At 62.8% G+C, this 24162-nt stretch carries 24 protein-coding genes and 1 riboswitch; of the genes, 16 read left to right on the forward strand and 8 right to left on the reverse strand.

The window, feature by feature from the left end; all coding sequences use genetic code 11:
* A partial coding sequence (locus ACN5AZ_RS00005) for an acetyl-coenzyme A synthetase N-terminal domain-containing protein (protein WP_419426789.1) occupies positions 1-518 on the reverse strand: 518 nt, incomplete at its 3' end.
* A 442-nt stretch (positions 519-960) separates the two neighbouring features.
* Here ACN5AZ_RS00005 and ACN5AZ_RS00010 point away from each other — a divergent pair.
* The 6 genes from ACN5AZ_RS00010 to arsJ all read left to right on the forward strand — a co-directional run bounded on the left by ACN5AZ_RS00010 (position 961) and on the right by arsJ (position 7452).
* Positions 961-1974 carry a C4-dicarboxylate TRAP transporter substrate-binding protein gene (locus ACN5AZ_RS00010; protein ID WP_419426790.1) on the forward strand — a complete coding sequence of 338 codons (1014 nt, stop codon included), beginning with the start codon at positions 961-963 and terminating at the stop codon, positions 1972-1974.
* A 72-nt stretch (positions 1975-2046) separates the two neighbouring features.
* Positions 2047-2679, forward strand: a complete 633-nt coding sequence (locus ACN5AZ_RS00015; RefSeq protein ID WP_419426791.1) for a TRAP transporter small permease subunit — start codon at positions 2047-2049, stop codon at positions 2677-2679.
* The gene (locus tag ACN5AZ_RS00020) at positions 2676-4076 is read left to right on the forward strand and encodes a TRAP transporter large permease (RefSeq protein WP_419426792.1); all 1401 of its coding nucleotides are present in this window, start codon (positions 2676-2678) and stop codon (positions 4074-4076) included. The genes ACN5AZ_RS00015 and ACN5AZ_RS00020 overlap by 4 nt, the downstream gene beginning before the upstream one ends.
* A gap of 171 nt (positions 4077-4247) precedes the next feature.
* Positions 4248-5081, forward strand: a complete 834-nt coding sequence (locus tag ACN5AZ_RS00025; RefSeq protein WP_419426793.1) for a helix-turn-helix domain-containing protein — start codon at positions 4248-4250, stop codon at positions 5079-5081.
* Complete coding sequence (locus tag ACN5AZ_RS00030; protein ID WP_419426794.1) at positions 5078-6076, forward strand: ArsJ-associated glyceraldehyde-3-phosphate dehydrogenase; 999 nt, start codon at positions 5078-5080, stop codon at positions 6074-6076. The genes ACN5AZ_RS00025 and ACN5AZ_RS00030 overlap by 4 nt, the downstream gene beginning before the upstream one ends.
* Before the next feature lie 104 nt (positions 6077-6180).
* Entirely contained in the window at positions 6181-7452 is a 1272-nt protein-coding gene (arsJ, locus tag ACN5AZ_RS00035) for an organoarsenical effux MFS transporter ArsJ (RefSeq protein ID WP_419426795.1), read from the forward strand.
* Between the two features lie 4 nt (positions 7453-7456).
* On the opposite strand, the gene ACN5AZ_RS00040 is transcribed toward arsJ, so the two are convergent.
* Positions 7457-8140: a GntR family transcriptional regulator gene (locus ACN5AZ_RS00040; protein WP_419426796.1), complete on the reverse strand. Its 684-nt coding sequence runs from the start codon at positions 8138-8140 to the stop codon at positions 7457-7459.
* Positions 8141-8222: 82 nt separating this feature from the next.
* Here ACN5AZ_RS00040 and uxaC point away from each other — a divergent pair, with 82 nt between their 5' ends.
* The 4 genes from uxaC (at position 8223) to kduD (ending at position 11611) form a co-directional block, all read left to right on the forward strand.
* Positions 8223-9629 carry a glucuronate isomerase gene (gene uxaC / locus ACN5AZ_RS00045; RefSeq protein ID WP_419426797.1) on the forward strand — a complete coding sequence of 469 codons (1407 nt, stop codon included), beginning with the start codon at positions 8223-8225 and terminating at the stop codon, positions 9627-9629.
* A gap of 72 nt (positions 9630-9701) precedes the next feature.
* Positions 9702-10028: a cupin domain-containing protein gene (locus tag ACN5AZ_RS00050; RefSeq protein ID WP_419426798.1), complete on the forward strand. Its 327-nt coding sequence runs from the start codon at positions 9702-9704 to the stop codon at positions 10026-10028.
* A 24-nt stretch (positions 10029-10052) separates the two neighbouring features.
* Complete coding sequence (gene kduI, locus ACN5AZ_RS00055; protein WP_419426799.1) at positions 10053-10880, forward strand: 5-dehydro-4-deoxy-D-glucuronate isomerase; 828 nt, start codon at positions 10053-10055, stop codon at positions 10878-10880.
* Positions 10877-11611 (forward strand): 2-dehydro-3-deoxy-D-gluconate 5-dehydrogenase KduD, encoded by a 735-nt coding sequence (gene kduD / locus ACN5AZ_RS00060; protein ID WP_419426800.1) that lies wholly within the window; start codon positions 10877-10879, stop codon positions 11609-11611. Before kduI ends, kduD begins: the two co-directional genes overlap by 4 nt.
* Here the strand turns inward: kduD and ACN5AZ_RS00065 are convergent.
* Positions 11608-12567 carry a GlxA family transcriptional regulator gene (locus ACN5AZ_RS00065; protein ID WP_419426801.1) on the reverse strand — a complete coding sequence of 320 codons (960 nt, stop codon included), beginning with the start codon at positions 12565-12567 and terminating at the stop codon, positions 11608-11610. The two genes, kduD and ACN5AZ_RS00065, sit on opposite strands and share 4 nt — an antisense overlap.
* A gap of 75 nt (positions 12568-12642) precedes the next feature.
* On the opposite strand from ACN5AZ_RS00065, the gene ACN5AZ_RS00070 reads away from it, so the two are divergent.
* The 5 genes from ACN5AZ_RS00070 to ACN5AZ_RS00090 are packed head-to-tail and all read left to right on the forward strand — an operon-like array spanning position 12643 to position 18937.
* Positions 12643-13803 carry an acyl-CoA dehydrogenase family protein gene (locus ACN5AZ_RS00070; protein ID WP_419426802.1) on the forward strand — a complete coding sequence of 387 codons (1161 nt, stop codon included), beginning with the start codon at positions 12643-12645 and terminating at the stop codon, positions 13801-13803.
* Positions 13803-15833, forward strand: a complete 2031-nt coding sequence (locus tag ACN5AZ_RS00075; RefSeq protein WP_419427447.1) for an acetate--CoA ligase family protein — start codon at positions 13803-13805, stop codon at positions 15831-15833. The genes ACN5AZ_RS00070 and ACN5AZ_RS00075 overlap by 1 nt, the downstream gene beginning before the upstream one ends.
* Before the next feature lies 1 nt (position 15834).
* The gene (locus ACN5AZ_RS00080) at positions 15835-16620 is read left to right on the forward strand and encodes a carnitinyl-CoA dehydratase (RefSeq protein WP_419426803.1); all 786 of its coding nucleotides are present in this window, start codon (positions 15835-15837) and stop codon (positions 16618-16620) included.
* 2 nt (positions 16621-16622) lie between these two features.
* Positions 16623-17543 carry a 3-keto-5-aminohexanoate cleavage protein gene (locus ACN5AZ_RS00085; protein ID WP_419426804.1) on the forward strand — a complete coding sequence of 307 codons (921 nt, stop codon included), beginning with the start codon at positions 16623-16625 and terminating at the stop codon, positions 17541-17543.
* Complete coding sequence (locus ACN5AZ_RS00090) at positions 17540-18937, forward strand: carnitine 3-dehydrogenase (RefSeq protein WP_419426805.1); 1398 nt, start codon at positions 17540-17542, stop codon at positions 18935-18937. The genes ACN5AZ_RS00085 and ACN5AZ_RS00090 overlap by 4 nt, the downstream gene beginning before the upstream one ends.
* Positions 18938-18978: 41 nt before the next feature.
* On the opposite strand, the gene ACN5AZ_RS00095 is transcribed toward ACN5AZ_RS00090, so the two are convergent.
* The 5 genes from ACN5AZ_RS00095 to ACN5AZ_RS00115 are packed head-to-tail and all read right to left on the reverse strand — an operon-like array spanning position 18979 to position 22377.
* Complete coding sequence (locus ACN5AZ_RS00095; RefSeq protein ID WP_419426806.1) at positions 18979-19629, reverse strand: energy-coupling factor ABC transporter ATP-binding protein; 651 nt, start codon at positions 19627-19629, stop codon at positions 18979-18981.
* Positions 19626-20408 carry a cobalt ECF transporter T component CbiQ gene (gene cbiQ / locus ACN5AZ_RS00100; protein ID WP_419426807.1) on the reverse strand — a complete coding sequence of 261 codons (783 nt, stop codon included), beginning with the start codon at positions 20406-20408 and terminating at the stop codon, positions 19626-19628. Before cbiQ ends, ACN5AZ_RS00095 begins: the two co-directional genes overlap by 4 nt.
* A complete protein-coding gene (locus ACN5AZ_RS00105) occupies positions 20408-20977 on the reverse strand; it encodes a cobalt ABC transporter permease (RefSeq protein WP_419426808.1) in 570 nt (189 codons plus the stop codon). The genes cbiQ and ACN5AZ_RS00105 overlap by 1 nt, the downstream gene beginning before the upstream one ends.
* Complete coding sequence (gene cbiM, locus ACN5AZ_RS00110; protein ID WP_419426809.1) at positions 20974-21585, reverse strand: cobalt transporter CbiM; 612 nt, start codon at positions 21583-21585, stop codon at positions 20974-20976. The genes ACN5AZ_RS00105 and cbiM overlap by 4 nt, the downstream gene beginning before the upstream one ends.
* 6 nt (positions 21586-21591) lie before the next feature.
* Entirely contained in the window at positions 21592-22377 is a 786-nt protein-coding gene (locus tag ACN5AZ_RS00115; protein ID WP_419426810.1) for a DUF4198 domain-containing protein, read from the reverse strand.
* A gap of 129 nt (positions 22378-22506) precedes the next feature.
* A riboswitch (cobalamin riboswitch) is annotated at positions 22507-22707 on the reverse strand.
* A gap of 264 nt (positions 22708-22971) precedes the next feature.
* On the opposite strand from ACN5AZ_RS00115, the gene dusA reads away from it, so the two are divergent.
* Entirely contained in the window at positions 22972-23991 is a 1020-nt protein-coding gene (gene dusA, locus ACN5AZ_RS00120) for a tRNA dihydrouridine(20/20a) synthase DusA (protein WP_419426811.1), read from the forward strand.
* Positions 23992-24162: the final 171 nt, after the last annotated feature.

Consider the following 24162-nt stretch of genomic DNA (forward strand, 5'->3'; position numbering starts at 1 on the left):
AAGCCCGCGAAAACGATGGAATGGATCGCCCCGATCCGCGCACAGGCCAGCATGGCATAGGCGGCCTCGGGGATCATGGGCAGGTAGATGATGACGCGGTCGCCTTTGCCGACGCCCAGATCGGTCAGCACATTGGCCATGCGGCAGACGCTGCGGTGCAGATCGTTGTAGCTGATCGCGAGCGCGGGCTCCTGCGGATCATCGGGCTCCCAGAGGATGGCGGTCTGCTCGCCACGGGTGGCCAGATGGCGGTCGATACAATTGGCGGCCACGTTCAGCGTGCCGTCGCGAAACCATTCGATGCTCACCTGACCAAGGGTGAAATCGGTGTTCTTGATTTCGGTGGGCGCCTTGATCCAGTCCAGCCGCCCCGCCTGATCGCCCCAGAACCGAACCGGGTCCGCGACCGAGGCCGCATACATCTCATCATACCGCGCCGCATCAACATGCGCCCCGGACACCAGCGTGCTTGATGGTGCGTGGGTGGTGGCCACATCGGGTGTGGGTTGGTCTTTCATGGAATTTCCCCCTCCGGTTGCGCTGCCCTGCCTGTTCCTCCTCACAGGGCAGCGATGAGGGCACCATAATCAGAATCGAAAACAAATCCATAACTCTATTTTAAATAAGGGTTTTTCTGTAAAATGTTTTCATATGACAGGGATAATTCGTAAAGTTTTTTACGAACCAACCAAGATTGCCTTATAAGCCAACCCTTTGCCCTCGGGCGCGACATCCATTGCGGCAAGTCTGTGTTCGACGGTGCGTGACGCAACGTCCTCTGTATATGAATGACAAAACGTCGCACCGGCGCCCGTCTCCCGTTTGGCTGCGCTGCACCCTCTGCCAAAGTTGTGCCGTGTCACGGCAAATGGGTTGCGCCTTGGAAAGGTTTGACTAGGCTTCCCTTAGGGAGCCGGGCGCCGTTGCGATGGCGCATCGACCTAATTAGGGAGGAATGACATGAACCTGATGACGAAACTCTGTGTCTCGGCGCTTGCACTGAGCATTGCATCCGAAGCCGCCGCCACCGAATGGAACGTGTCGGTCTGGGGCAAACGCCGCGCCTTCACCGAGCATGTGCACAAACTGGCCGAACTTGTCGAGGAAAAGACCGACGGCGCGTTCACTATGAACATCAGCTACGGCGGCCTGTCGAAGAACCGTGAAAACCTCGACGGGATTTCAATTGGTGCCTTCGAGATGGCGCAATTCTGCGCAGGCTATCACGCAGATAAAAACCGTGCGATCACCGTGCTGGAACTGCCGTTTATCGGTGTCTCCAACCTCGACGAGGAAGTGGCTGTCAGCCATGCCATCTATGACCACCCCGCCGTGGCCGAGGAGATGGCGCAGTGGAACGCCAAGATGCTGATGACCTCGCCCATGCCGCAGTACAATCTTGTTGGCACCGGAGAGGTGCGGGACGAGCTGGCAGAATTTGACGCCATGCGCGTGCGCGCCACCGGCGGTCTGGGCCGCGCGTTCGAGGCCGTGGGTGCGGTTCCCACCTCTGTGACGTCGTCGGAGGCGTTTCAGGCGATGGAATCCGGCGTTGTGGACACGGTGGCCTTTGCCCAGCACGCGCATCTGTCCTTTGGCACGATCAATCAGGCCGATTGGTGGACCGCGAACCTCAACCCCGGCACCGTCAACTGCCCCATCGTGGTGAACATCGACGCCTACGAGTCGCTGTCTGATGAGGAACGCGAAGCGCTGGACAGCTCTGTTGATGAGGCGATTGACCATTACCTCGCCAACTATGGCGAGCTGCTGGAGCAGTGGGACAGCGTTCTCGAAGAAAAGGGTGTTGAGAAAGTCATGATCTCGGACGAGGAGCTGGCCAAGTTCAAGGAAGTCGCGGCTGAGCCGATCCATCAGGCGTGGATTGAGGAAATGACCGCCCAAGGTCTGCCGGGCCAAGAGCTGTATGATCTGGTGTTCTCGACCCTCGAAGAGACGCGCGCGTCCAACTAAGGCACGCGCCCCGGGCCCGGCATGGATGTGCCGGGCCTTTTTGTCTGAAATTGACCTCGGGAAGGGGGGAGTATGGCCGGAACGGCATCTGTTCTGGAGGACGACAGCCTGCTGTCGCGCCTCGACCGTGGGCTTCTCAAAGTCGAGTGGACCATGGCGTTTGTGTCCGGATTGGGCGCCTTTGGCCTGATGGTGCTGGCGGTCTGGTCCGTGGGCGGGCGCAACCTGTTTAACGAACCTTTGCGCGGCTACGTCGACTGGATCGAGGCACTGATGCCGGTGATCGCCATCTTCGGCATCTCCTACGTGCAGCGACAGGGCGGCCACATCCGTATGGATATTGTGGTCGGGGCCTTGGGCGGCCGCGTGCTGTGGCTGGTGGAGTTTCTGACCACGCTGGTCGTGCTGGTGATCCTGATCCTGCTGGTTTGGGGCACATGGGCGCACTTTGATCGCTCCTTCGATTTCGCAAAGCCGAACTGGAGCCGCGACAGCTCGATCGATATCGGTTTGCCGATCTGGCCCGCCAAGCTGGTGGTGCCGGTGGCTTTTTCGGTGGTGTCGCTGCGGTTGGTGCTGCAGCTGTGGGGCTTTGGCCGGGCCTTTGTGGCCGGCGCGGAACGCCCCGTGGCGGTGCCGCTTGTGCAATCGGCGGCAGAGCAAGCCGCTGCTGAAGCAGACCAGATGCAAGGACATGACGCATGAGCTCTATCGATATTGGACTGTGGGTCACGGGCGGCATGCTGGTGATGGTCGTGCTGGGCATGCGCGTGGCCTTTGCGGCGGCTACGGCGGGTCTGGTTGGCTTGATTTGGATCTTCTGGGCGAAAAAGGGCATGGCCCCGGACCAGTTCATGTGGGCGCTGACCGTCGCGGTGAAAACCGCCGGTCAGGTGCCGCACGGCAAAGTGGCAAGCCAGTCGCTAAGTCTGATCCCGACCTTCATCCTGATCGGCTATCTGGCCTATTACGCGGGTCTGACCAAGGCACTGTTCGAGGCGGCGAAACGTTGGATCGCGTGGGTGCCCGGCGGCTTGGCCGTGTCCACAGTCTTTGCCACGGCGGGGTTTGCGGCGGTGTCTGGCGCCAGTGTCGCGACGGCGGCGGTCTTTGCCCGTATTGCCATCCCGGAGATGCTGAAGATCGGTTATGACAAACGGTTTGCCGCAGGTGTTGTGGCGGCGGGCGGAACGCTGGCCTCGCTGATCCCGCCCTCTGCGATCCTTGTGATCTATGCGATCATCGTCGAGCAGGACGTGGGCAAGCTGTTGTTGGCGGGCTTCCTGCCGGGGGTCTTTTCGGCTTTTGTCTACGGCGCATTGATCATCGGCATGGCACTGATGATCCCGAACTTCGGCCCGCCGGTGCGCGGCTTTACGTGGAAAGAACGCTTTGTCAGCCTGCCGCCGGCGCTGCCCATTGTGGCGGTGGTCGTGATCATCATCTGCTTTGTCTATAACCCCTTTGGCGGCGACGCTTGGGGCACCCCGACCGAGGGCGGGGCCATCGGTGCCTTTATCGTGTTCCTGATGGCGCTGTACCAAGGCATGCGCGGCCGCGAGCTGATGGCCGCGCTGGTGGAAACCGCCAAACTGTCGATCATGATCTTTACCATCATCTGGGGGGTGTTGATCTACGTGCGCTTTCTGGGCTTTGCGGATCTGCCGGGCGCGTTCTCTGACTGGATCACCTCGCTCGACTTCCCGCCGATGTTGATCCTTGTGTGCATTCTGCTGGCCTATGCGGTGCTGGGCATGTTCATGGATGCCATCGGGATGCTGCTGCTGACCTTGCCTGTGGTCTACCCTGCGGTCATGGCGCTGAACGGGGGGGAGACTGTCACTGCCGCCGAAAGCGCCTTTGGCATGAATGGCACGATGTGTGCGATCTGGTTCGGCATTCTTGTGGTCAAGATGGCCGAATTCTGTCTGATCACACCGCCCATCGGGTTGAACTGCTTTGTGGTCGCCGGTGTCCGCCCTGAGCTGTCGGTGCAGGATGTGTTCCGCGGCGTGACGCCGTTCTTTATCGCGGACGCGGTGACCATTGCCTTGCTGGTGGCCTTTCCGTCCATTGTCTTGTGGCTGCCGTCACTGGCCTAGACACTTTGGATTAGCAAGAAGTTGACCCGCCGCTGCCCCCTCAGCGGCGGGATTTTCTTCGGCAGGTCTCGCGGGCGTCACTGCGCTGTTACGTGGCTCTGTCAAATGCTGTTTCGGGAATTGCGGAAATAAGCTCTTTCCAGAATCATGTAATTCCAATATTCCGGAAATATGGAAAAAGAGCTTGAGCAACTAAACGCATTGGCCCACCCCCGGCGTCTGTCGGTGTTCCGGCTGTTGATGCGGCGCTATCCCGAACAGGTCCCCGCCGGTGATCTGGCACAGGCGCTTGGCCTGCCGGCGTCCTCGTTGTCGGCGGCGCTGTCGCAATTGCGTCACGCAGGGCTGGTGGCGCAGACGCGACAGGGCACGTCGCTGCGCTATGCGGCGGATCTGGGCGGGGCAGGGCGTTTGACCGACTATCTTGTTGCGGATTGCCTGCGCGGGCGGCGCGATCCCACGGCCATGTCTGACGAAAGGACAACTGCCATGTCTGACACGCGGAAATTCAACGTTCTCTTTATCTGCTCGGGAAACTCGGCGCGGTCGATCTTTTCCGAATGTATTTTACGCGACTGGGCGCAGGACCGGTTTGCCGTCTATTCGGCGGGCACGCGGCCCAGCTCTGCGCTGAACCCATTTGCGGTGGAACTGCTGGAGGCGAAAGGCCATGACACCTCTGGTCTGCGGGCCAAACATGTGTCCGAGTTTCAGACCGAAGATGCGCCGCAGATGGATTTTGTCTTTACCGTATGCGACGCCGCCGCCAACGAGGAATGCCCACCCTGGCCCGGCCAGCCGATCACCGGCCATTGGGGGCAACCCGATCCGGTCAAGGCAGAAGGCACCGATGCTCAAAAGCGTCTGGCCTTCCAGCAGGCCTATGGCGGGTTGAAAAACCGCATCAAGGCTTTTGCCGCCCTCCCGTTCGACACGCTGGACCGCACGTCTTTGCAGGCCCGCGTGGATGACATTGCACTGACAGCCGAGAAAGAGACCACATGACAACCTACGCACTCAACGGCCTTGGCCGGATGGGAAAACTTGCCCTGCGGCCCTTGTTGGAGGCCGGTGTCGACGTCGCTTGGATCAACGACGCGGTCGGCGATCCGGCCATGCACGCGCATCTGCTGGAATTCGACACGGTGCACGGGCGGTGGGACGCGGCTTTTGACCACGATGAGGGCAGCCTGACGATCAACGGCACGCGCCTGCCGGTCTATGGCGAACGTACGCTGGACAAGCTGCCGCTCGACGGTGTGGATGTGGTGATCGACTGCACCGGCTATTTCAAAACCGCCGAGCGCATCCAGCCCTATTTCGACGCGGGCGTGAAAAAGGTGGTGGTCTCTGCTCCGGTCAAGGATGGACGCACGGCGAATATCGTCATGGGTGTGAACCATGACACCTATGACCCCGAACAGCATGACATTGTGACGGCGGCCTCTTGCACGACGAACTGTCTTGCGCCGGTGGTCAAGGTCATCCACGAGGGGCTGGGGATCAAGCACGGCTCCATGACCACGATCCACGATGTGACCAACACGCAGACCATCGTGGACCGCCCGGCCAAGGATCTGCGCCGCGCGCGGTCTGCCCTGAATTCGCTGATCCCGACGTCGACCGGTTCTGCCACGGCCATCACGCTGATCTACCCCGAGCTCAAGGGGCGGCTGAACGGCCATGCGGTGCGGGTGCCCTTGTTGAATGCCTCTCTGACGGACTGCGTGTTCGAGGTCGCCCGCGAGACCACCGTTGAAGAGGTCAACGCGCTGTTCAAGGCGGCCGCCGAAGGGCCGCTGCAGGGCATTCTGGGCTATGAGACGCGGCCGCTGGTGTCGTGTGATTACGTTAACGACAACCGCTCCAGCATTGTGGATGCGCCCTCGACCATGGTTGTGAATGGCACGCAGGTAAAGATCTACGCGTGGTACGACAACGAATGGGGCTATGCGATGCGTCTGGCGGATGTGGCGCAGATGGTGGGCGCGCGCCTGTAAGCGTGGCCGCATAGGTTCGACCAACGGGGTGCCCGGCGCGGCGCCCTAACCCAACAGGGGCCGCAGGGGTGGCGCCTGATTTCCGATAACGGGATTTATTCACGATGACGACAGAAGCCGACGCACGCCCCTTGGCGGCCTATATGGCGGTGACCGCCGCATACTGGGCATTTATGTTGACCGACGGGGCGCTGCGCATGCTGGTGCTGCTGCATTTCCACACGCTGGGGTTCAGCCCGGTCCAACTGGCCTATCTGTTTATCCTGTATGAAATCGCGGGCGTGATCACCAACCTGTCGGCGGGCTGGATTGCCGCGCGCTTTGGTCTGACGTCAACGCTGTATGCCGGTTTGGGTCTGCAGGTCGTGGCGCTGATCGCCTTGGCCCAGCTTGACCCGTCCTGGGGTTTGGGGGCCTCGGTGGTCTTTGTGATGCTGGTGCAGGGGCTGTCCGGCGTGGCCAAGGATCTGTCGAAGATGTCGGCCAAATCTGCGGTCAAACTGCTCGCCCCCTCTGCGCAGGGCGGATTGTTCAAATGGGTGGCTGTGCTGACAGGGTCAAAGAACGCGGTCAAGGGATTGGGCTTTTTGCTGGGTGCTGCGCTGCTGGCGTTGGCCGGGTTTCAGGCGTCGATCTGGGGCATGGCTGCGATCCTGACCGCGATCCTTGTCGCTGTGGCGTTGCGCATGCCCTCGGGGCTGCCCACGGGCAAAAAGGGCGTGAAATTCGCTTCGGTCTTTTCGACAGACAGCAATGTGAACTGGCTCTCGGCGGCGCGTGTGTTCTTGTTCGGCGCGCGCGACGTGTGGTTTGTGGTGGGCATTCCGGTCTACTTCTACGCCGTGCTGTCGGACGGGTCGGAGGCGGGCAATCGCGTGGCCTTTTTCACCATCGGCAGCTTCATGGCGGTCTGGACGATCCTTTACGGTGCGGTGCAGGCCTACGCGCCCAAAGCCTTGCGCGCCGCCACCCGTCCCGAGGCCGAGATCGTTGCAAGCGCGCGCCACTGGGCGCTGGCGCTGGTGCCTGTCCCGATCATCCTGTCGCTGCTGGTGGCAATCGCCGGGGCGCCCGCCCCATGGCTGACCGCCACGGTGATCGCGGGGCTTTTGGTCTTTGGCGCGCTCTTTGCGGTCAACTCATCCCTGCACAGCTATCTCATCCTTGCCTTTTCCAAGGGCGAGCGGGTCACGATGGATGTGGGGTTCTACTACATGGCCAATGCGGCGGGCCGTCTGTTGGGCACGCTGCTGTCGGGGCTCAGCTATCAGTTGGGCGGCTTGCCCGCCTGTCTGGCGGTGGCCGCGATCATGGTTCTGCTGGCGGCTGTGGGCGCTGCGCGTCTGCGGCCCGAGCCTGCCTCCGTTGCGGTCTGACGGATCACGCAGGGTCGAAATACTCGGGGTGATCGGCGCGCGCCTTGTCCAGCGCATTCAGGATGTCGTTGAGGTGCGCGCGCAACCGCGATTGTGCCGTGGTCAGATCGCCCGCAATCAGGGCCTCGGCCAGCGCGACATGTTCTGCCTGCGCCTGATGCTGGCGGGCAGAGGACAGAGTCAGCAGGCGCACGCGGTCCATATGGGCCTTTTGTTCGGTGATCAGATCCCATGCGTGGCCGTGGCCTGCAATCTCTGCAATTTCGCGGTGGAACGCCTCGTCAAGCTGGTAGAAGGCGGTCGGGTCTGCCGCCTCTTGCTGCGCGGACAACAGAGCGCGCAGCCGGTCTGCCCCTGACGGGTCCATCCGCTGCGCCGCCGCCTGCAGGCATTCGCATTCAATCGCCACACGTACAAACAGCGCGTTGCGGATCGCAGTGGGCGAGATCGGCGTGATCAGCGTGGCGCGTTGTGGGCGGATCGCCAGAAACCCGAGGTTCGACAGGCGAAAGAACGCATCGCGCACCGGCTGGCGGGACACATCCAGTTGCTGGGCCACCTCTGCCTCGGAGACACGCGTACCGGGCGGCAACTGCAGCGAGATCACCGCTTGATACAGCGTGTCGAACACCATGTCGGTGGCGGATTTGGGGGTGCCGAGACGGGGCAGAGGTGTCGAGGTCATCATAAGGCCGCTGCATTGACAGGTTTTGTTAACTGGCATATTAGCAGATTAATTCAAACGCGCGACCCGAAAAACGGATACCCCCATGACATTGACCGATCCCGACCGCCTGCTGCCCGCCGAGCCCGCCCAGCGTGCCATTGCGCGGCAGTTGTACGATCGGGTTGCAGATCTGCCGATCATCAGCCCGCACGGCCATTGTGATCCGCGCTGGTTTGCCGAAAACACGCGGTTTCCTGATCCGGCGGCGCTGTTCGTCGTGCCGGATCATTATGTCTTTCGCATGCTGGTCTCGCAGGGCGTGCGGCTGGAGGAGCTCGGCGTGCCGCGCACCGATGGCGGCGCGGTCGAGGCCGATCCGCGCGTGATCTGGCGCCGCTTCGCCGAGCATTACCACCTGTTTCGCGGCACGCCTTCGGCCATGTGGCTGGATCATTCCTTTGAGCATGTCTTTGGCCTGACAGAGCGGCTGACGGCGGACACCGCCGACGCCTATTACGACCACATCGACGCCAAACTGGGCGAGGCCGGTTTCCTGCCGCGCGCCCTGTTCGAGCGGTTCAACCTCGAAGTGCTGGCCACCACCGAAGGGGCGCTTGACGATCTGAAGTGGCACAAGCAGATCGCGGACAGCGGCTGGTCGGGGCGGGTGGTCACCACCTATCGCCCCGATGCGGTTGTCGATCCCGAATTCGAAGGCTTTGCCGAAAACCTCGAAACTTTCGGCGCGCTGACGGGCGAGGATACAACCACGTGGGAGGGCTATCTGGCCGCCCACCGGCTGCGGCGGCAGTTCTTCAAGGCGCATGGTGCGACCGCCTCTGATCACGGGCATCCGACGGCGCGCACGGAAAACCTGTCACAGCCCGAGGCCGCGGCGCTCTATCAAAAGGTGCGCAGCGGTGACTGCACAGCCGAGGAGGCGGATGCCTTCCGCGGCCAGATGCTGACAGAGATGGCGCGCATGTCGCAAGATGATGGGCTGACCATGCAAATCCACGCGGGCTCGCGGCGTAATCATTCGGCGCAGGTGTTCGCAGGCTTTGGCCGTGACAAAGGGTTCGACATTCCCGGTCGCACCGATTGGGTCGGCGCGCTCAAACCGATGCTAGACGTCGTGGGCATGGACCGCGATCTGTGTATCATCCTGTTTACCTTGGATGAAACGGTCTACGGGCGTGAACTTGCACCGTTGGCGGGGGCCTATCCGGCGCTCAAGCTTGGCCCGCCGTGGTGGTTCTTTGACAGCCCCGAAGGGATCAAGCGGTTCCGCGAGACCACGACAGAGACCTGCGGGTTCTACAACACCGCTGGCTTCAATGACGACACGCGGGCCTTTTGTTCCATTCCCGCGCGCCATGACGTGTCGCGCCGGTCTGATTGCGCCTATCTTGCCGGGCTGGTCGCCACGGGACGGTTGCGTCTGGAAGACGCCCATGAGGTCGCGCATGATCTGACATACAGGCTGGCCAAGGACGCCTACCGTTTGTGAGCCGCGCCCCTTGCGGGGCTGGCACGTGATGAACCCACACCCCATGCGCGAGGAGGCGCAGGGTACAGTTTTATGAGGATCAAAATGCCCAATGCTTTTCCCGTCATTCAGGCGGACACCGACATCACCCGTCAGGTTCTCAGCGAGGAACCGAAACTGATGGTTGTGTCCTTTTGCTTTAACAAGAAAGGCGCGGTCGGCGCACTGCATGACCACCCGCATGTCCAGTCCACTTACGTCAAATCCGGTCGCTTCCGCTTTACGATTGATGACAAGGAATTCGAGGTCGCGCCGGGCGACAGCTTTGTCATCCCGTCGGGCGCGCGCCACGGCTGCGTCTGTCTGGAGCCGGGCGAGCTGATCGACTGTTTCACGCCGCGCCGCGACGACTTTTTGTAAAATCCATTCAGGGGGGAGGATATCATGAGCATTTCAGCACAGACCCGCTACGCCATCGACCCGGCGACCGCCAAGGGGCTGGACACCCAAGGGTTGCGGGATCACTTCCACATCGGCGGGTTGTTCGCGGACGACGCGATCTCGTTGGTGTATTCACATTATGACCGCCTGATCCTTGGATCTGCGGTGCCGGTGGCGGGGCCTTTGACACTGGACCATGTGCCGGAGGCGGGCACGCCCACAATCCTTGAACGGCGCGAGATGGGTGTTCTGAACATTGGCGACGCCGGAGAGGTCGAGGTAGGCGGCCAAAAGCACCGCATCGGTCGCGGAGAGATCCTGTACATCGGCATGGGCGCTGGGCCTGTCACCTTTCACGCTCCCGGTCGCTATTACGTGTTGTCGGCACCGGCACATCGGGCCTGTCCCACCAAACTGGTAACCTTCGAGATGGCCCGCCACGTGGATATGGGGGCGTCTGAGACCTCGAACGAGCGAACGATCCACCAGTTCATCCACCCCGATGTGGTCGACAGCTGCCAGCTTGTGATGGGCTACACCCAGTTCAAACCGGGGTCGGTGTGGAACACCATGCCCTGCCATGTGCATGACCGCCGGATGGAGGCCTATCTGTATTTCGATCTGCCCTCGGATCAGCGCGTTTTCCATTTCATGGGCGAGCCGTCCGAGACCCGTCACATGGTCATCGCCAATGAAGAGGCGATCCTGTCGCCGCCATGGTCGATCCATTCCGGTGCGGGGACAGCGGCCTATACCTTTTGCTGGGCGATGGCGGGGGACAACGTCGATTTCACCGACATGGATATGGTCGCGATGGAGGATCTGCGATGAGCTTTCGCATCGACGGTGCGCAGGCTTTGGTGACGGGCGCCAACACCGGGATCGGACAGGCGATCGCGGTCGGTCTGGCGCAGGCGGGGGCGCATGTGATCTGCGCCGGTCGCAGGTCCTGTGCCGACACGGTCGCCGCCTGCCAGTCCGCAGGTGGCAGCGCGTCAGAGATGGTGCTGGATCTGGCGGACCCGGCGGCAGCGGCAGAAAAGCTGCCCGAGGATCTGGACATTCTGGTCAACAATGCGGGCATCATCCGCCGCGCCGACAGTGTCGAGTTTTCCGAAGCCGATTGGGATGACGTGATGGACACGAACCTCAAGGCCGTGTTCATGCTGTGCCAACGCTTTGCCCGCAATGCCCAAGCGGCGGGCCGCGCCGGCCGCATCGTCAATATCGCCTCGCTGTTGTCGTTTCAGGGTGGCATTCGTGTGCCGTCCTACACCGCGTCGAAACACGGTGTGGCAGGTCTGACAAAGATCTTTGCCAACGAATGGGCGGCCAAGGGGATCATGGTGAACGCCGTGGCGCCCGGCTATATCGCGACCAACAACACAGAAGCGCTGCGCAACGATCCCGACCGCAATCAGGCCATTCTGGACCGCATCCCCGCTGGCCGTTGGGGTGCGCCCGAGGATATCGCCGGGGCTGTGACCTTTCTGTGTACACCGGCTGCGAAATACATCACCGGCGCGGTTCTGAACGTCGATGGCGGTTGGCTCGCCCGTTAACGGGGCGATTCTGGGCTGCGAAACCGGCTTGGTGGCAGCCCGTATTCCGCGACAAAAGCCCGTGTCATTGCGGCAGCATTGCCATAGCCGCAGCGCAGGGCGATTTCGGCGATGGGGTAGCTTGATTGCTGCGCCATCCGCCGTGCGGCCGCCAGCCTGAGCCGCTTGTAGACGGTCTTTGGCGCAGCCCCCAGATCACTGTGAAAGGCGCGGGACAGGCTGCGCTGGGTGACGCCCATGCGCGCCGCGATCTCGGCAATGGTCAATGGGGTCTCAAGCTGGGCCGACATGGCGGCGATGCTGCGTTCCACCAGATGGGAGGTGTTCTGGCGGAACACCCTTGCCTGCGGCGCGGTGGTGGACTGGTGCAGAAAATAGGCTGATACCTCCATGGCAAGCGCTGCGCCATGGGCGGATTTGATCAGGCCCAGCACCAGATCAAAGGCGGTCATCGCCCCGCCGCAGGTCAGGCGATTGCCGTCCTTCACAACGCGCTCTGCGACCGCATCAACGGCCGGAAAGGCCTCGGCAAAGGCGGTCAGCTCATCCCAGTGGATCGTGGCCCGTCGGTCGTCCAGTAGCCCTGCGTGGGCCATCAGCCATGCGCCGGTGTCCATGCCCGCCACGCGCGCGAACCGCCCCGACGCGGCGCGCAACGCCCGCGCGCAATCGCCGTCCGTCAGATCGCGCATGCCGTAGCTCGAGACCACACAGAGCAGATCGCCGCCCGTGTGATCGCGCAGCCGCCCATGCGGCATGACGGGCAAGCCGCTTGACGATGTGACCTCCCCCCCGTCCAGCGTGACAAACCGCCAGCGATAGGCCTCGCGCATCAGCAGAGTGTTGACCGCGCGCAGCGGCTCGATCGCGTTGGCCAGACAATGGTTCGAGAATTGCGGAAACAGCAGAACGGCCACGTCCTGCGCATCGCTTGGCGGTGTTGTCCATTGCTGCATGGTATTTGTCTAAATTCGCATCATATGGCGGGTCAAGCGCGATAGCCTGTGCCCAACGCAATCAGGAGTCCCGCGATGCAGTTTGGTCTGACCGACGAACAGGAGATGATCGTCTCCACCGTGCGCAGCTTTGTCGAGAACGAGATCTACCCCCATGAGGCAGAGGTCGAGCGCACCGGCCATGTGCCCGCCGAACTGGGCCAGGAGATCAAACAGAAATGTCTCGATCTGGGGTTCTACGCCTGCAACTTCCCCGAAGAGGTCGGCGGCGCGGGGCTCAGCCATCTTGATTTCACTCTGGTCGAGCGCGAACTGGGGCGCGGGTCCATGGCGCTGACGCATTTCTTTGGCCGGCCGCAGAATATCCTGATGGCCTGCAACGCCGAGCAGCGCGAGAAATACCTGCTGCCCGCCGTGCGCGGCGAGCGTATGGACGCGCTGGCGATGACCGAACCGGATGCAGGATCGGACGTGCGGGGCATGAAATGTTCCGCTGTGCGCGACGGGGGCGATTGGGTCATCAACGGCTCAAAGCACTTTATCTCCGGTGCGGAACATGCGGATTTCTTTATCGTCTTCATCGCCACGGGCGAGGATGACACCCCCAAAGGCCCCAAAAAGCGCATCACCACCTTTCTGGTGGATCGCGGCACCCCCGGTTTCGAGGTGCTCGAAGGCTATAACTCGGTCAGTCACAAGGGCTACAAAAACTGCGTTTTGTATTTTGACGATTGCCGCCTGCCGGATGCGCAGGTGCTGGGCGAGGTCGACGGCGGTTTTGCCGTGATGAACGAATGGCTCTACGCGACGCGCATCACGGTTGCGGCCTTTTGCGTCGGGCGCGCGCGGCGGTGTTTCGACTATGCGCTGAACTACGCGGCAGAGCGCAAGCAGTTCGGCCAGCCCATCGGCAAGTTTCAGGGCGTGGGCTTTCAGATCGCCGATATGATCACTGAAATCGATGCGGCGGACTGGCTGACGCTGGCCTCGGCCTGGCGGCTGGATCAAGGGCTGCCCGCCAACCGAGAGATCGCCTCGGCCAAGGTCTATGCTTCAGAGATGCTGGCGCGGGTGACCGACACCACCTTGCAGATTTTCGGCGGCATGGGGTTGATGGACGACTTTCCAATTGAACGGTTCTGGCGGGACGCTCGTGTGGAACGCATCTGGGACGGCACATCAGAGATCCAGCGCCACATCATCAGCCGCGATCTGTTGCGGCCTTTGGGGGCATGATGACCCGTCTGGAACGCCTGCTGCGGCCGCGCAGCATCGCGGTGGTGGGGGGCGGTGCGTGGTGCGCCAGTGTGGTCGAGCAATGCCGCAAGATCGGTTTTGACGGCGCGGTCTGGCCGGTGCACCCCAAGCGCGCCGAACTGGCCGGTCTGCCGACAGTTGCAGATGTGCGCGATCTGCCCGGCCCGCCGGATGCGGTGTTTGTCGGGGTTAATCGCGACCTGACCATCGATGTGGTCGCGGCCTTAGCGGAGATGGGGGCAGGGGGGGCGGTTTGCTTTGCCTCCGGCTTTCTGGAGGCGCAGGCCGAAACCGGCGACGGAGCGGACAAGCAGGCGGCCTTGCTAAGGGCGGCAGGCGATATGCCGATCCTCGGGCCCAATTGCTACGGCTTTATCAACTATCTCGATGGTGCGGCGCTGTGGCCGGACCAGCATGGCGGCCTGCCTTGTTCGCGCGGGGTGGCCATTGTCACGCAGTCGTCCAACATCGCCATCAACCTGACGATGCAGACGCGTGGCCTGCCGTTGGCCTATGTCGTCACCGCCGGAAATCAGGCGCAGACCGGCCTGTCCGAGATCGCTCGGGCGGTGTTGTATGACGACAGGGTGACCGCGCTGGGGCTCCATATCGAGGGGATCGATGATCTCCCCGCGTTCGAGGCCATGGCGCGAGAGGCGCACCGCATGGGCAAACCGGTGGTGGCGGTGAAAATCGGGCGCTCGGTGCAGGCGCAGGCGGCGACCGTGTCCCACACCGCATCGCTGGCGGGGAGCGATGCGGGGGCGGCCGCACTTCTGGAGCGGCTGGGCATCGGACGCGCCAGCAGCCTGTCGGCTTTGCTGGAGACGCTGAAGCTGTTGCACGTCACGGGGCCGTTGCAGTCGAACCGGATCGCGTCGATGTCCTGTTCGGGGGGCGAGGCGAGCCTGTTTGCCGACAGTGCGCATGGGCGGGATCTGTGTTTTCCCGCATTGTCTGTGACGCAATATGACGGGCTGCGCGCGGCTCTTGGCCCGCGCGTGGCCTTGGCCAATCCGCTGGATTATCACACCTATATCTGGGGTGATCTGCCTGCGATGACCGACACGTTCACCGCTATGATGGGGGGCGATCTGGCATTGGGCTGCGTCGTGCTAGATTTCCCGCGCGGGGATCGCTGTGATGCGCAGGGCTGGGAACCTGTCATCACCGCCGTGGCCCGTGCGCAGGATCGTAGCGGACGCCCCATGGCGATCCTGTCCAGCTTGCCGGAGTGTCTGCCAGAAGACGTGGCGGCGCGGCTGATCGATATGGGGATCACGCCTTTGGCCGGGATGGGTGCGGCGGTCGAGGCGATCGAGATCGCTGCGTGGCTGGGCACGCATGCCCCCGTGGCGGAGGACCTTCTGCCGCCCGCCGTGGCCCCTAGCTCTGTGCGCACCATGACCGAGGCACAGGCCAAGGCGCAACTCGCCGCCCACGGCGTGCAGGTGCCGCAATCACGCGATGCGGCAGACCCGCAAGCGGCAGAACACGCGGCCCGTGATCTGGGCTGTCCCGTGGTGCTCAAGGGCGAAGGGCTGGCCCATAAATCAGAGGCAGGCGCGGTGGTGGTGAACCTGACCTCGCCGGAACTGGTGTCGGCGGCGGCCCGCGCCATGCTGTGCGGGCGGTTTCTGGTCGAACAGATGGTGACCGGCACGGTCGCTGAACTTCTGGTGGGTGTGGTGGCAGACCCTGCCCATGGCTACGTGCTGACGCTGGCTGCGGGCGGGGTGCAGACCGAACTGCTGCAAGACAGCGCCTGCCTGCTGGTGCCAGCCTCACGCGCCGCGGTCGAGACGGCGTTGGACGGCCTGCGTATCGCACCGGTCCTGCGCGGCTTTCGCGGGCAGGCGGGCGCGGACATGGCGGCTGTCGTGGATGCTATCATGGCGGTGCAGGCCTACGTGGCCCTTGCGCGGCCGCTCGAAATCGAAATCAATCCGTTGATGTGTGGCCCGAACGGGGCCATCGCGGCGGATGCGTTGATCCGGATCGGAGACTGACATGACGGACACCCCCATCAGGACCGAACGCCACGGCGCGGTTCTGGAAGTGACATTGGACCGGCCCAAGGCCAACGCCATCGATCTGGCCACCAGCCGTATCATGGGCGAGGTCTTTACCGATTTTCGCGATGACCCGGAATTGCGCGTGGCGATCATCACCGGGGCGGGCGAGAAGTTCTTTTGCCCCGGTTGGGATCTGAAGGCTGCCGCCGGTGGCGATGCGGTGGATGGCGATTATGGCAAAGGCGGCTTTGGCGGCCTGCAGGAGCTGCGCGGCCTGAACAAGCCGGTGATTGCCGCGATAAACGGGATCTGCTGTGGCGGCGGGCTGGAGCTTGCCCTGTCCGCCGATATCCTGCTGGCCGCCGACCATGCGACCTTTGCCCTGCCGGAAATCCGGTCGGGCACCGTGGCGGATGCGGCATCGGTGAAACTGCCCAAGCGCATTCCCTATCACATCGCGATGGAAATGCTGCTCACCGGCCGCTGGATCGACGCGGAAGAGGCCGCGCGCTGGGGCCTGATCAACCACATCCATCCCGCAGGCACATTGATGGAGGAGGCGCATAAGTTGGCGCAAATGCTCGCCTCCGGTCCGCCGCTGGTCTACGCCGCGCTCAAGGAAATTGTGCGCGAAGCCGAAGATATGAAATTCCAAGACGCCATGAACCGCATCACCCGCAGCCAGTTTGCCACAGTCGAGACGCTTTACCGATCCGAGGACCAGCTAGAAGGCGCGCGCGCCTTTGCCGAAGGTCGCGATCCGGTCTGGAAAGGAAAATAACCATGCCCCTGACGATGAACCGCAATGTCTTTATCACCTGTGCCGTGACCGGATCGGGCAGCACGCAGGACCGCAGCCCGCATGTGCCGCGCTCGCCCGAGCAGATCGCAAACAGCGCCATCGACGCGGCAAAGGCCGGTGCTGCGGTGGTCCATTGCCATGTGCGCGACCCCGACACCGGCGCGCCGTCACGGCGGTTGGATCTGTACCGCGAGGTCACAGACCGCATTCGCGCCGCAGACGTGGACGTGGTGCTGAACCTGACCGCAGGCATGGGCGGTGACATGGTCTTTGGCCCCACCGAGGCGCCGCTGCCGCTCAGCCCCGAGGGCACCGATATGATCGGCGCGTCGGAGCGTATGGCCCATATCGCAGAATGCCTGCCAGAGATCTGCACGCTGGATTGCGGCACCATGAACTTTGCCGAGGCAGACTACGTCATGACCAACACGCCCGGCATGCTGCGGGCCATGGGCAAGATGATGACCGATCTGGGCGTCAAGCCGGAGATCGAAGCCTTTGACACCGGCCACCTGTGGTTCGCCAAAGAGCTGGTCAAGGAAGGCACGCTGGCCCCGCAAGCGCTGGTGCAGTTGTGCATGGGGGTGCCGTGGGGCGCGCCCAATGACCTGAACACGCTGATGGCGATGGTGAACGCCATCCCTGAGGACTGGACATGGTCTGCCTTCTCGCTCGGGCGCGATCAGATGCCCTATGCGGCGGCCTCGGTGCTGGCGGGGGGCAATGTGCGCGTCGGGCTGGAGGACAACCTGTTCCTTGACCGTGGTGTACTGGCGACCAATGCCCAGCTTGTGGAACGCGCGGTGAGCGTGGTGGAAAACATGGGCGCAAAGGTGATCGGCCCCGCCGAGGTGCGTGAACAGTTGGGCCTGACCAAACGCGCCCCGCAGGTGGTGTCATGAGTGCGGCGAAAAAGGCCGCGATCATTGGCGGTGGTGTCATCGGGGGCGGCTGGGCCGCGCGGTTCATGCTCAACGGTTGGGACGTGTCGGTGTTTGACCCCGACCCGGAGGCCTCCCGCAAGATTGGCGAGGTTCTGGACAACGCCCGCCGTGCCTTGCCCGGCCTCTACGATCGTGCGCTGCCGCCAGAGGGGAGCCTGACTTTTTGCGAGAATATGGCCGAGGCCGTCGCAGACGCCGATTGGGTGCAGGAAAGCGTGCCCGAGAGGCTGGACCTGAAACACCGCGTGCACGCCGAACTGACCCGCCTTGCGCCTGCAACGGCGGTGATCGGTTCTTCGACATCGGGGTTCAAACCCTCGGAGCTGACGCAGCAGGGCGCGCGTGTGATCGTGGCGCATCCGTTTAACCCCGTCTATCTGCTGCCGCTGATCGAGCTGGTGGGGGATGCCGACCACTGCGCCTTGGCCGAGCCTACCCTGCACGAGATTGGCCTGTACCCCCTGACCGTGCGCAAGGAAATCGACGCCCATATTGCCGACCGTCTGCTGGAGGCCGTCTGGCGCGAATGTCTGTGGCTGGTCAAGGATGGCATCGCCACCACTTCGGAAATCGACGAGGCGATCCGCATGGGCTTTGGCCTGCGCTGGGCGCAGATGGGCATCTTCGAGACCTACCGCATCGCCGGCGGCGAGGCAGGGATGAAGCATTTCATGGAACAGTTCGGCCCCGCGCTGGAATGGCCGTGGACCAAGCTGATGGATGTGCCGGAATACACGCCGGAACTGGTTGATCTGATTGCAGGCCAGTCGGACGCGCAGTCGGGGCATATGTCGATCCGCGAATTGGAACGTCTGCGCGACGACAATCTGGTCGGCATGATGCGCGCGCTGAAAAAGACCGGCAGCGGGGCAGGGGCGGTGATCACAGCCCATGAGGCGCAGCTGACCCTGCCGGACGCGACCGATCTGCCGGTGACGGTGCACCGCGCCATTCCGCAAAGCTGGACCGACTACAACGGCCATATGAACGAGACACATTACGTCGAACTGGGGTCACAGGCGACCGACGGGTTCATGGCGTTGATCGGTGCGGATGCGGAGTATATCGCGGGCGGGCAAAGCTATTTCACGACGGAAAACACCGTGCGCTACCTCTCAGAGCTTCACGCCGGTGACGTGGTGCGCGTGACCACGCAGGTTTTGGTGGGTGAGGGCAAGAAGATGCAGTTGCTTCACCGGATCATGCGCGCAGATGGCACGCTCGCCGCGACGGTCAAAAGCTTTATGCTGCATGTGGATCTGGGCGCGCGGCGCAGTTCGTTGCCCGCAGAGGCGGTGGCCGAACGTCTGGCGCAGTACACGCAGGCGCATGCGGGCATGTCTGCCGAATGAAAGATCGGACCGGATCGCGATGGCGCGGTCCGGTCTGTGTGTCACGCAGGGGTCAGGCGGCCATCGCGCAACTCCAGCGCCTCCGGGGCAAGCGCTGCGCGAAATTCCGTGGAATGGCTGACCAGCAGGATCGCTTGCGGCAGGGATTGCAGGATCTCCAGCAGGCGCGCCTCGTTTCGGGTGTCGAGCGCGTTTGTCGGCTCGTCCAGCAGCAGCGCCTCTGGCTCCATCGCGAGAACCGTTGCCAATGTGACCAGACGCTTTTCGCCGCCGGACAATTTGTGGGTGATGCGGTCGCGCAGGTGGGCAAGGTCCAGATCGGCCAGCACTCGGTCGACGATGGCCAGCGCCTCGGCGCGGGATTTGCCCAGATTGAGCGGGCCAAAGGCCACATCCTCTGCCACCGTCGGGCAGAATAGCTGATCGTCGGCGTCTTGGAACACCAGCCCGATGCGGCGGCGCACCTCGAGGAAATCCGCCTCTTTGCGACGCGGGCTGCCGAAGGCGCGCACTTCACCGGATTGCGGCTGTTGCAGCCCCAGCGCGATGCGCAGCAGGGTGGATTTGCCCGCGCCATTCGGACCTGTGATCGACAAGCGCTGCCCCGCGTTCAACGACAGCGACGCGCCATCCAGCACCGGGGCCTGCCCGGCATAGGCAAAGCAAATGTCATTGAGGGCAAGCAGCGTCATGCATGGTCCAGTAGCAGAAGACCCACGCATAGCACGCAAATCGCGGCGGCGAACAGATGGTCACGTCGCGTCAGCGCAAAGTCCTGCAACAAAAGCATGCGCCCCGAGAAGCCGCGGCATTTCATCGCCTGCAACACCCGTTCTGAGCGTTCGATGGCCCGCACCATCATCATCCCCACAAGGTAGCCGAAGCTGCGATAGCTGTGCCAGTTCGTGCCGGGGCGAAACCCGCGCACGCGCATGGCAGCGCGCAGGCGCAGGTATTCCTCGCGCAGCACTTCGATGTAGCGGATGGTGAACATCAGCAACAACACCAGCGTCTCTGGGCAGCGCAGCCGGTGCAGGGCATGGCCAAGGGTGACCGGCTCCATCGAGCCGACCAGAACCATCAGCGACAGGATCACCGCATTGGCCGTCAGCGCGATTTCCACCGCCCGCCAAAGGCCCTGCCAGCTCGCGGGCAGCCCCCATAGGGTAAACATCACATCGCCGGGCATGGAGAACGGCATCAGCACCAGCATGAACACAATGAACCCGTCCATCATGGCCATGCGCCGCAACGTGCGCCCCACCGGCATACGGGAAACTCCCAGCAGGCCCAGTGCCACGCCAAAGGCCGCCAACAGCGCGGGAAGGCTGTGAAGTGCGACCACCACCACGGCAAAGACGCAAGCTAGCACAATGCGCAATCTGGGATCGAGCGGTGCAATCAGCCCGCTGTGGCGCGGGGTGGCCACATGGGACAGGGTCGCCTCGGCATTGCCCAGAACATGCGCCATCAGCCGTCCACCTTGCGCCGTGCGGCGATGTAGAAGCCCAGACCGAACAGGCCAAAGATATAGCCGATGCCGCCCAATATGGTTTGCAGATCGTTGCGCTCCTTATAGGCCGCGATTTCACGCCGCAGGGGACGGATTTCCGCGCGCACGGCCTCGGCCACGGCGCGGGTTTGCGCCTCGGTCAGCGGGGCCGCGTCGGCGGTTTGGAGGGGAGAGGCCGTTTGCACGGGCGTGACCGGGACCGGCTGCCCCAGAATGGCGGCGACCTCTTCGGCGGGCATGATCACCTCTGCCACATGGCCTGCGCCCAGATCGGCATAGAACCTGTGGGCGGTTGCCTCGGTGGGCCGGAAGGTGAAAAACCCGTCAGCGTCGGTCACGGTCTCGCCCAGAACGCGCCCGTCAGGGGTGGTAACGGCCACAGGGGTGTCGGCGGCCATGGTCCCGTTGGAAAAGCCCAGTTCGCCCTCGATCACGTCGCCAGAGGCAAAGACCCCGGCGATGACTTTATGGGCCAAGGCGGGCAGGGGCGCGCAAGACAGCAGGGCAATCAGAGCGATATGTTTCAAACGCTGACCTCGCGGGCGAAAAGCTCTGGCTTGACCTTGCGGCTGAGAAGCACGGCAAAGCCTGTCAGCGCCGCCTCGATCACCATGACGGGAATATGCGCCACAAAGACCAGACGCGCGGCGGGCAGGAATTCATCCCCCGACAGTGCCAGCGACAGCGCCACCATCGCGGTGGTCACCGCAATGGCACATGCCCCGCCAAGCGCGCCCCAGACCGCGCCCTGCACTGCTGTGCCCCGTCCGATCAGACGGCCAAACAGCAGCCCGACCAGAACGGCAGGCAAGGCAATGTTGACCGCGTTCACCCCCAGAACCGTCAGCCCGCCAAAGCCGAAGAACACCGTTTGCAGCAACAGCCCGACAAACAACGCCGGAAAGGCGGCCCAGCCCAGCAGCAGCCCCGCCAGCCCGTTCAGCACAAGATGCACAGAGGACGGACCAATCGGCACATGGATCAAAGAGGCCACAAAGAAAGATGCCGACAGAACCCCGGCTGTGGGAATGCGTTCCAGATCTAGGGCGCGCAGCCCCACGGCCACGCCACCTGCGGCGGCAAGTGCGCCCGCGATCACCACCGGATTGGACAGGGCTCCGTCGACGATGTGCATTCCGCGTTACTCCATGTCCCAGGCGCGGATCCAGATGACCGCATCCTGGCTTAGGTCTTTGCCCTCGTATTCGGTCTCTGGGCCCGATCCCAGCGCGGCAAAGCCCCAGTGACCGGCCTTCGGCACACCAAAGCTGAAATACCCGTTCGCATCAGAGATCGCCACGACAGATCCGCCGGGCATAGGCGACACGGTCGGCTGGGACGCAGCGGAACTGTCCATGTCCGGCTCGGCGGCCATGTATTCGATCTCGATCTCGGCACCGGCAACGGGCTGGCCTTGCGACAAAACCTGACCCGTAAAGGTGGAGCCCGCGATCACATTATAGGGTTTGTTCAACGGCAGGATCTCTGTCGGCAGGCCGACAGGCTGATCCCAATCGGTGGGTAGTTGGTTGCGGTTCAAAAAGGCCTTGGTGAACTGCTGGATGTAGATGTCTTCGGACGCCTCGTAGTAGGGCTGCGGCTCTGTCACCAGCACGTAGTCGCCGGACCGTTTCACCGGCACATGGCCCAGAAAAGCAGAGGCTTCGTTGTCCGCGCCTTGAAAGGTGATCGGCTCCAACCCCGGCAAAAGATCGGTCTTCTCGCCGTTGTGGATCATGTAGAACGCCTGCGGCAGGGCAAGCTCCATCACATGGCCGTTTTCAAACGGATGCCAAAACACCAGTTTGACCGGCACGTCGCCGGGCCGTTCGATCAGGGTGTCCGTCGTGTATTCCAGCAGGAAATGCGCCTGCGCAGTTGCGGGCAGGGCGGCGGCGAGCAGACCCGCCAAGGCAAAGTGTTTCACGTCCAAGTCCTTGTTCCGGCGTGCCATCCCCGGCACGCATGCGTGAACGACATCAGGGGACCTCAGACACATCCTGCCTGCAACGGCAGTCGTATCCGGCGCGCACCCCGACGCCAACGATACCCCCGTTTCCACAGGGGGCTATCCGGCAGGTCTCCTGACTTGCGGGTCGACGCATTTGGCTGGCCTTCCCGGGTGTGACCCAGTGGCATGTCAGCCGTGCTCGCCGCTTACAGTTGCGGGGGCAGTTGCCGCATTGGCCCAACGGGCCGCACGGCATTCCCTATTGCTTTCGGGGGTGAACCCGAAACCGGACATGCGACACCTTTGCCAGATGCGCGGCCTGTGGGTCAACAACAGATCAGCGATTTTGCCGCAGCGGCGCCGGTTTGGGATGCCAGTGGCGCTACGCTTTCGCAAGCGGTCATGACATGTTAGGCGGGGCCTCCTATGTACTAGGGCGGGGCCTAGGGCGGGGCCGCGCGGTTCCCTTGATGATTGGGCGCATCTGTCCGGGATGCACGAATGCGAATGGTTGCATTTGCCCCTGAATGCGAGGCAATACCGCCGCCATATTCAAGGATGACGGGTCAGATGACCAAGCACGCAGATCAAACCAAACCGATGTCGGCTAACATCCAACGCGCCGCTCGCCTCTCCGTCGCACCCATGATGGATTGGACCGATCGGCATTGCCGGTATTTTCATCGGCTGATGTCGCGCAACACGTTGTTGTACACCGAGATGGTGACCGCGCCTGCATTGGTGCGGGGGGGGGCGTTGCACCTGCTGGACTACAGCCCGCAGGAGCATCCCATCGCCTTGCAGCTTGGGGGGTCTGATCCGCAAGAGCTGGCGCAGGCGGCGCGTTTGGGGGCGCAGGCCGGTTATGACGAGATCAACCTGAACTGCGGCTGTCCGTCGGATCGGGTGCAGTCGGGGACTTTTGGTGCGATCCTGATGCAGCATCCGCAAACGGTGGTCGATTGCGTCACCGCGATGCAGGACGCCGTGGATGTCGAGGTGACCGTCAAATGCCGCATTGGCGTGGATGATCAAACGCCTGAGGATGTCTTGCCCGATTTCCTGTCCCGCCTGCAGGCAGTGGGTTGCCAGCGGGTGACGGTGCATGCGCGCAAGGCGTGGCTACAGGGACTGTCGCCCAAGGAAAACCGCGATATTCCACCGCTCGATTACGATCTGGTGCGGCGCATGAAGGCCGAATTCCCTGCCATGCATTTGTCGATCAACGGCGGGATCACCACGTTGGCGCAGACGCAAGCGTTTCTGGATGATGGATTGGATGGCGTCATGATCGGCCGTGCGGCCTATCACCAGCCATGGGATGTGCTGGGAGGGGCGGACAGCCTGTGGGGGGAGGCGCCCGCGCAAAGCCGCGCCGAGATCGTGGCTGGCATGCTGCCCTATATCTCGGATCATATTGCGCAGGGCGGACGTCTGCATCAGGTCACGCGGCATATGTTGGGCCTGTTCGCAGGCCAGCCTGGTGCGCGCAAATGGCGCCAGATCTTGTCGACGCAGGCCCAAGGGCCGGATGCGCGGATCGATGTGCTTGAGACCGCGCTGCAAGCGGTCCTGCAAGAGGCGGCGTAGTCGAATCAAATCCACGTGCAGATTGTTTTTTCGCACCCATGCGAAACAATCCTTGAGTAACCTTTGATATTGTCGCCGCTTTTGACGGCGCAATGGCGCTTGCACCGACGTCAGACAGAAAACACTGGTAGAATGTACAGTTTTAGGCAAAACTTTGACAACGTTGCCTTA

The sequence above is a fragment of the Sagittula sp. SSi028 genome (assembly GCF_048553715.1).
Taxonomy (GTDB): Bacteria; Pseudomonadota; Alphaproteobacteria; order Rhodobacterales; family Rhodobacteraceae; genus Sagittula.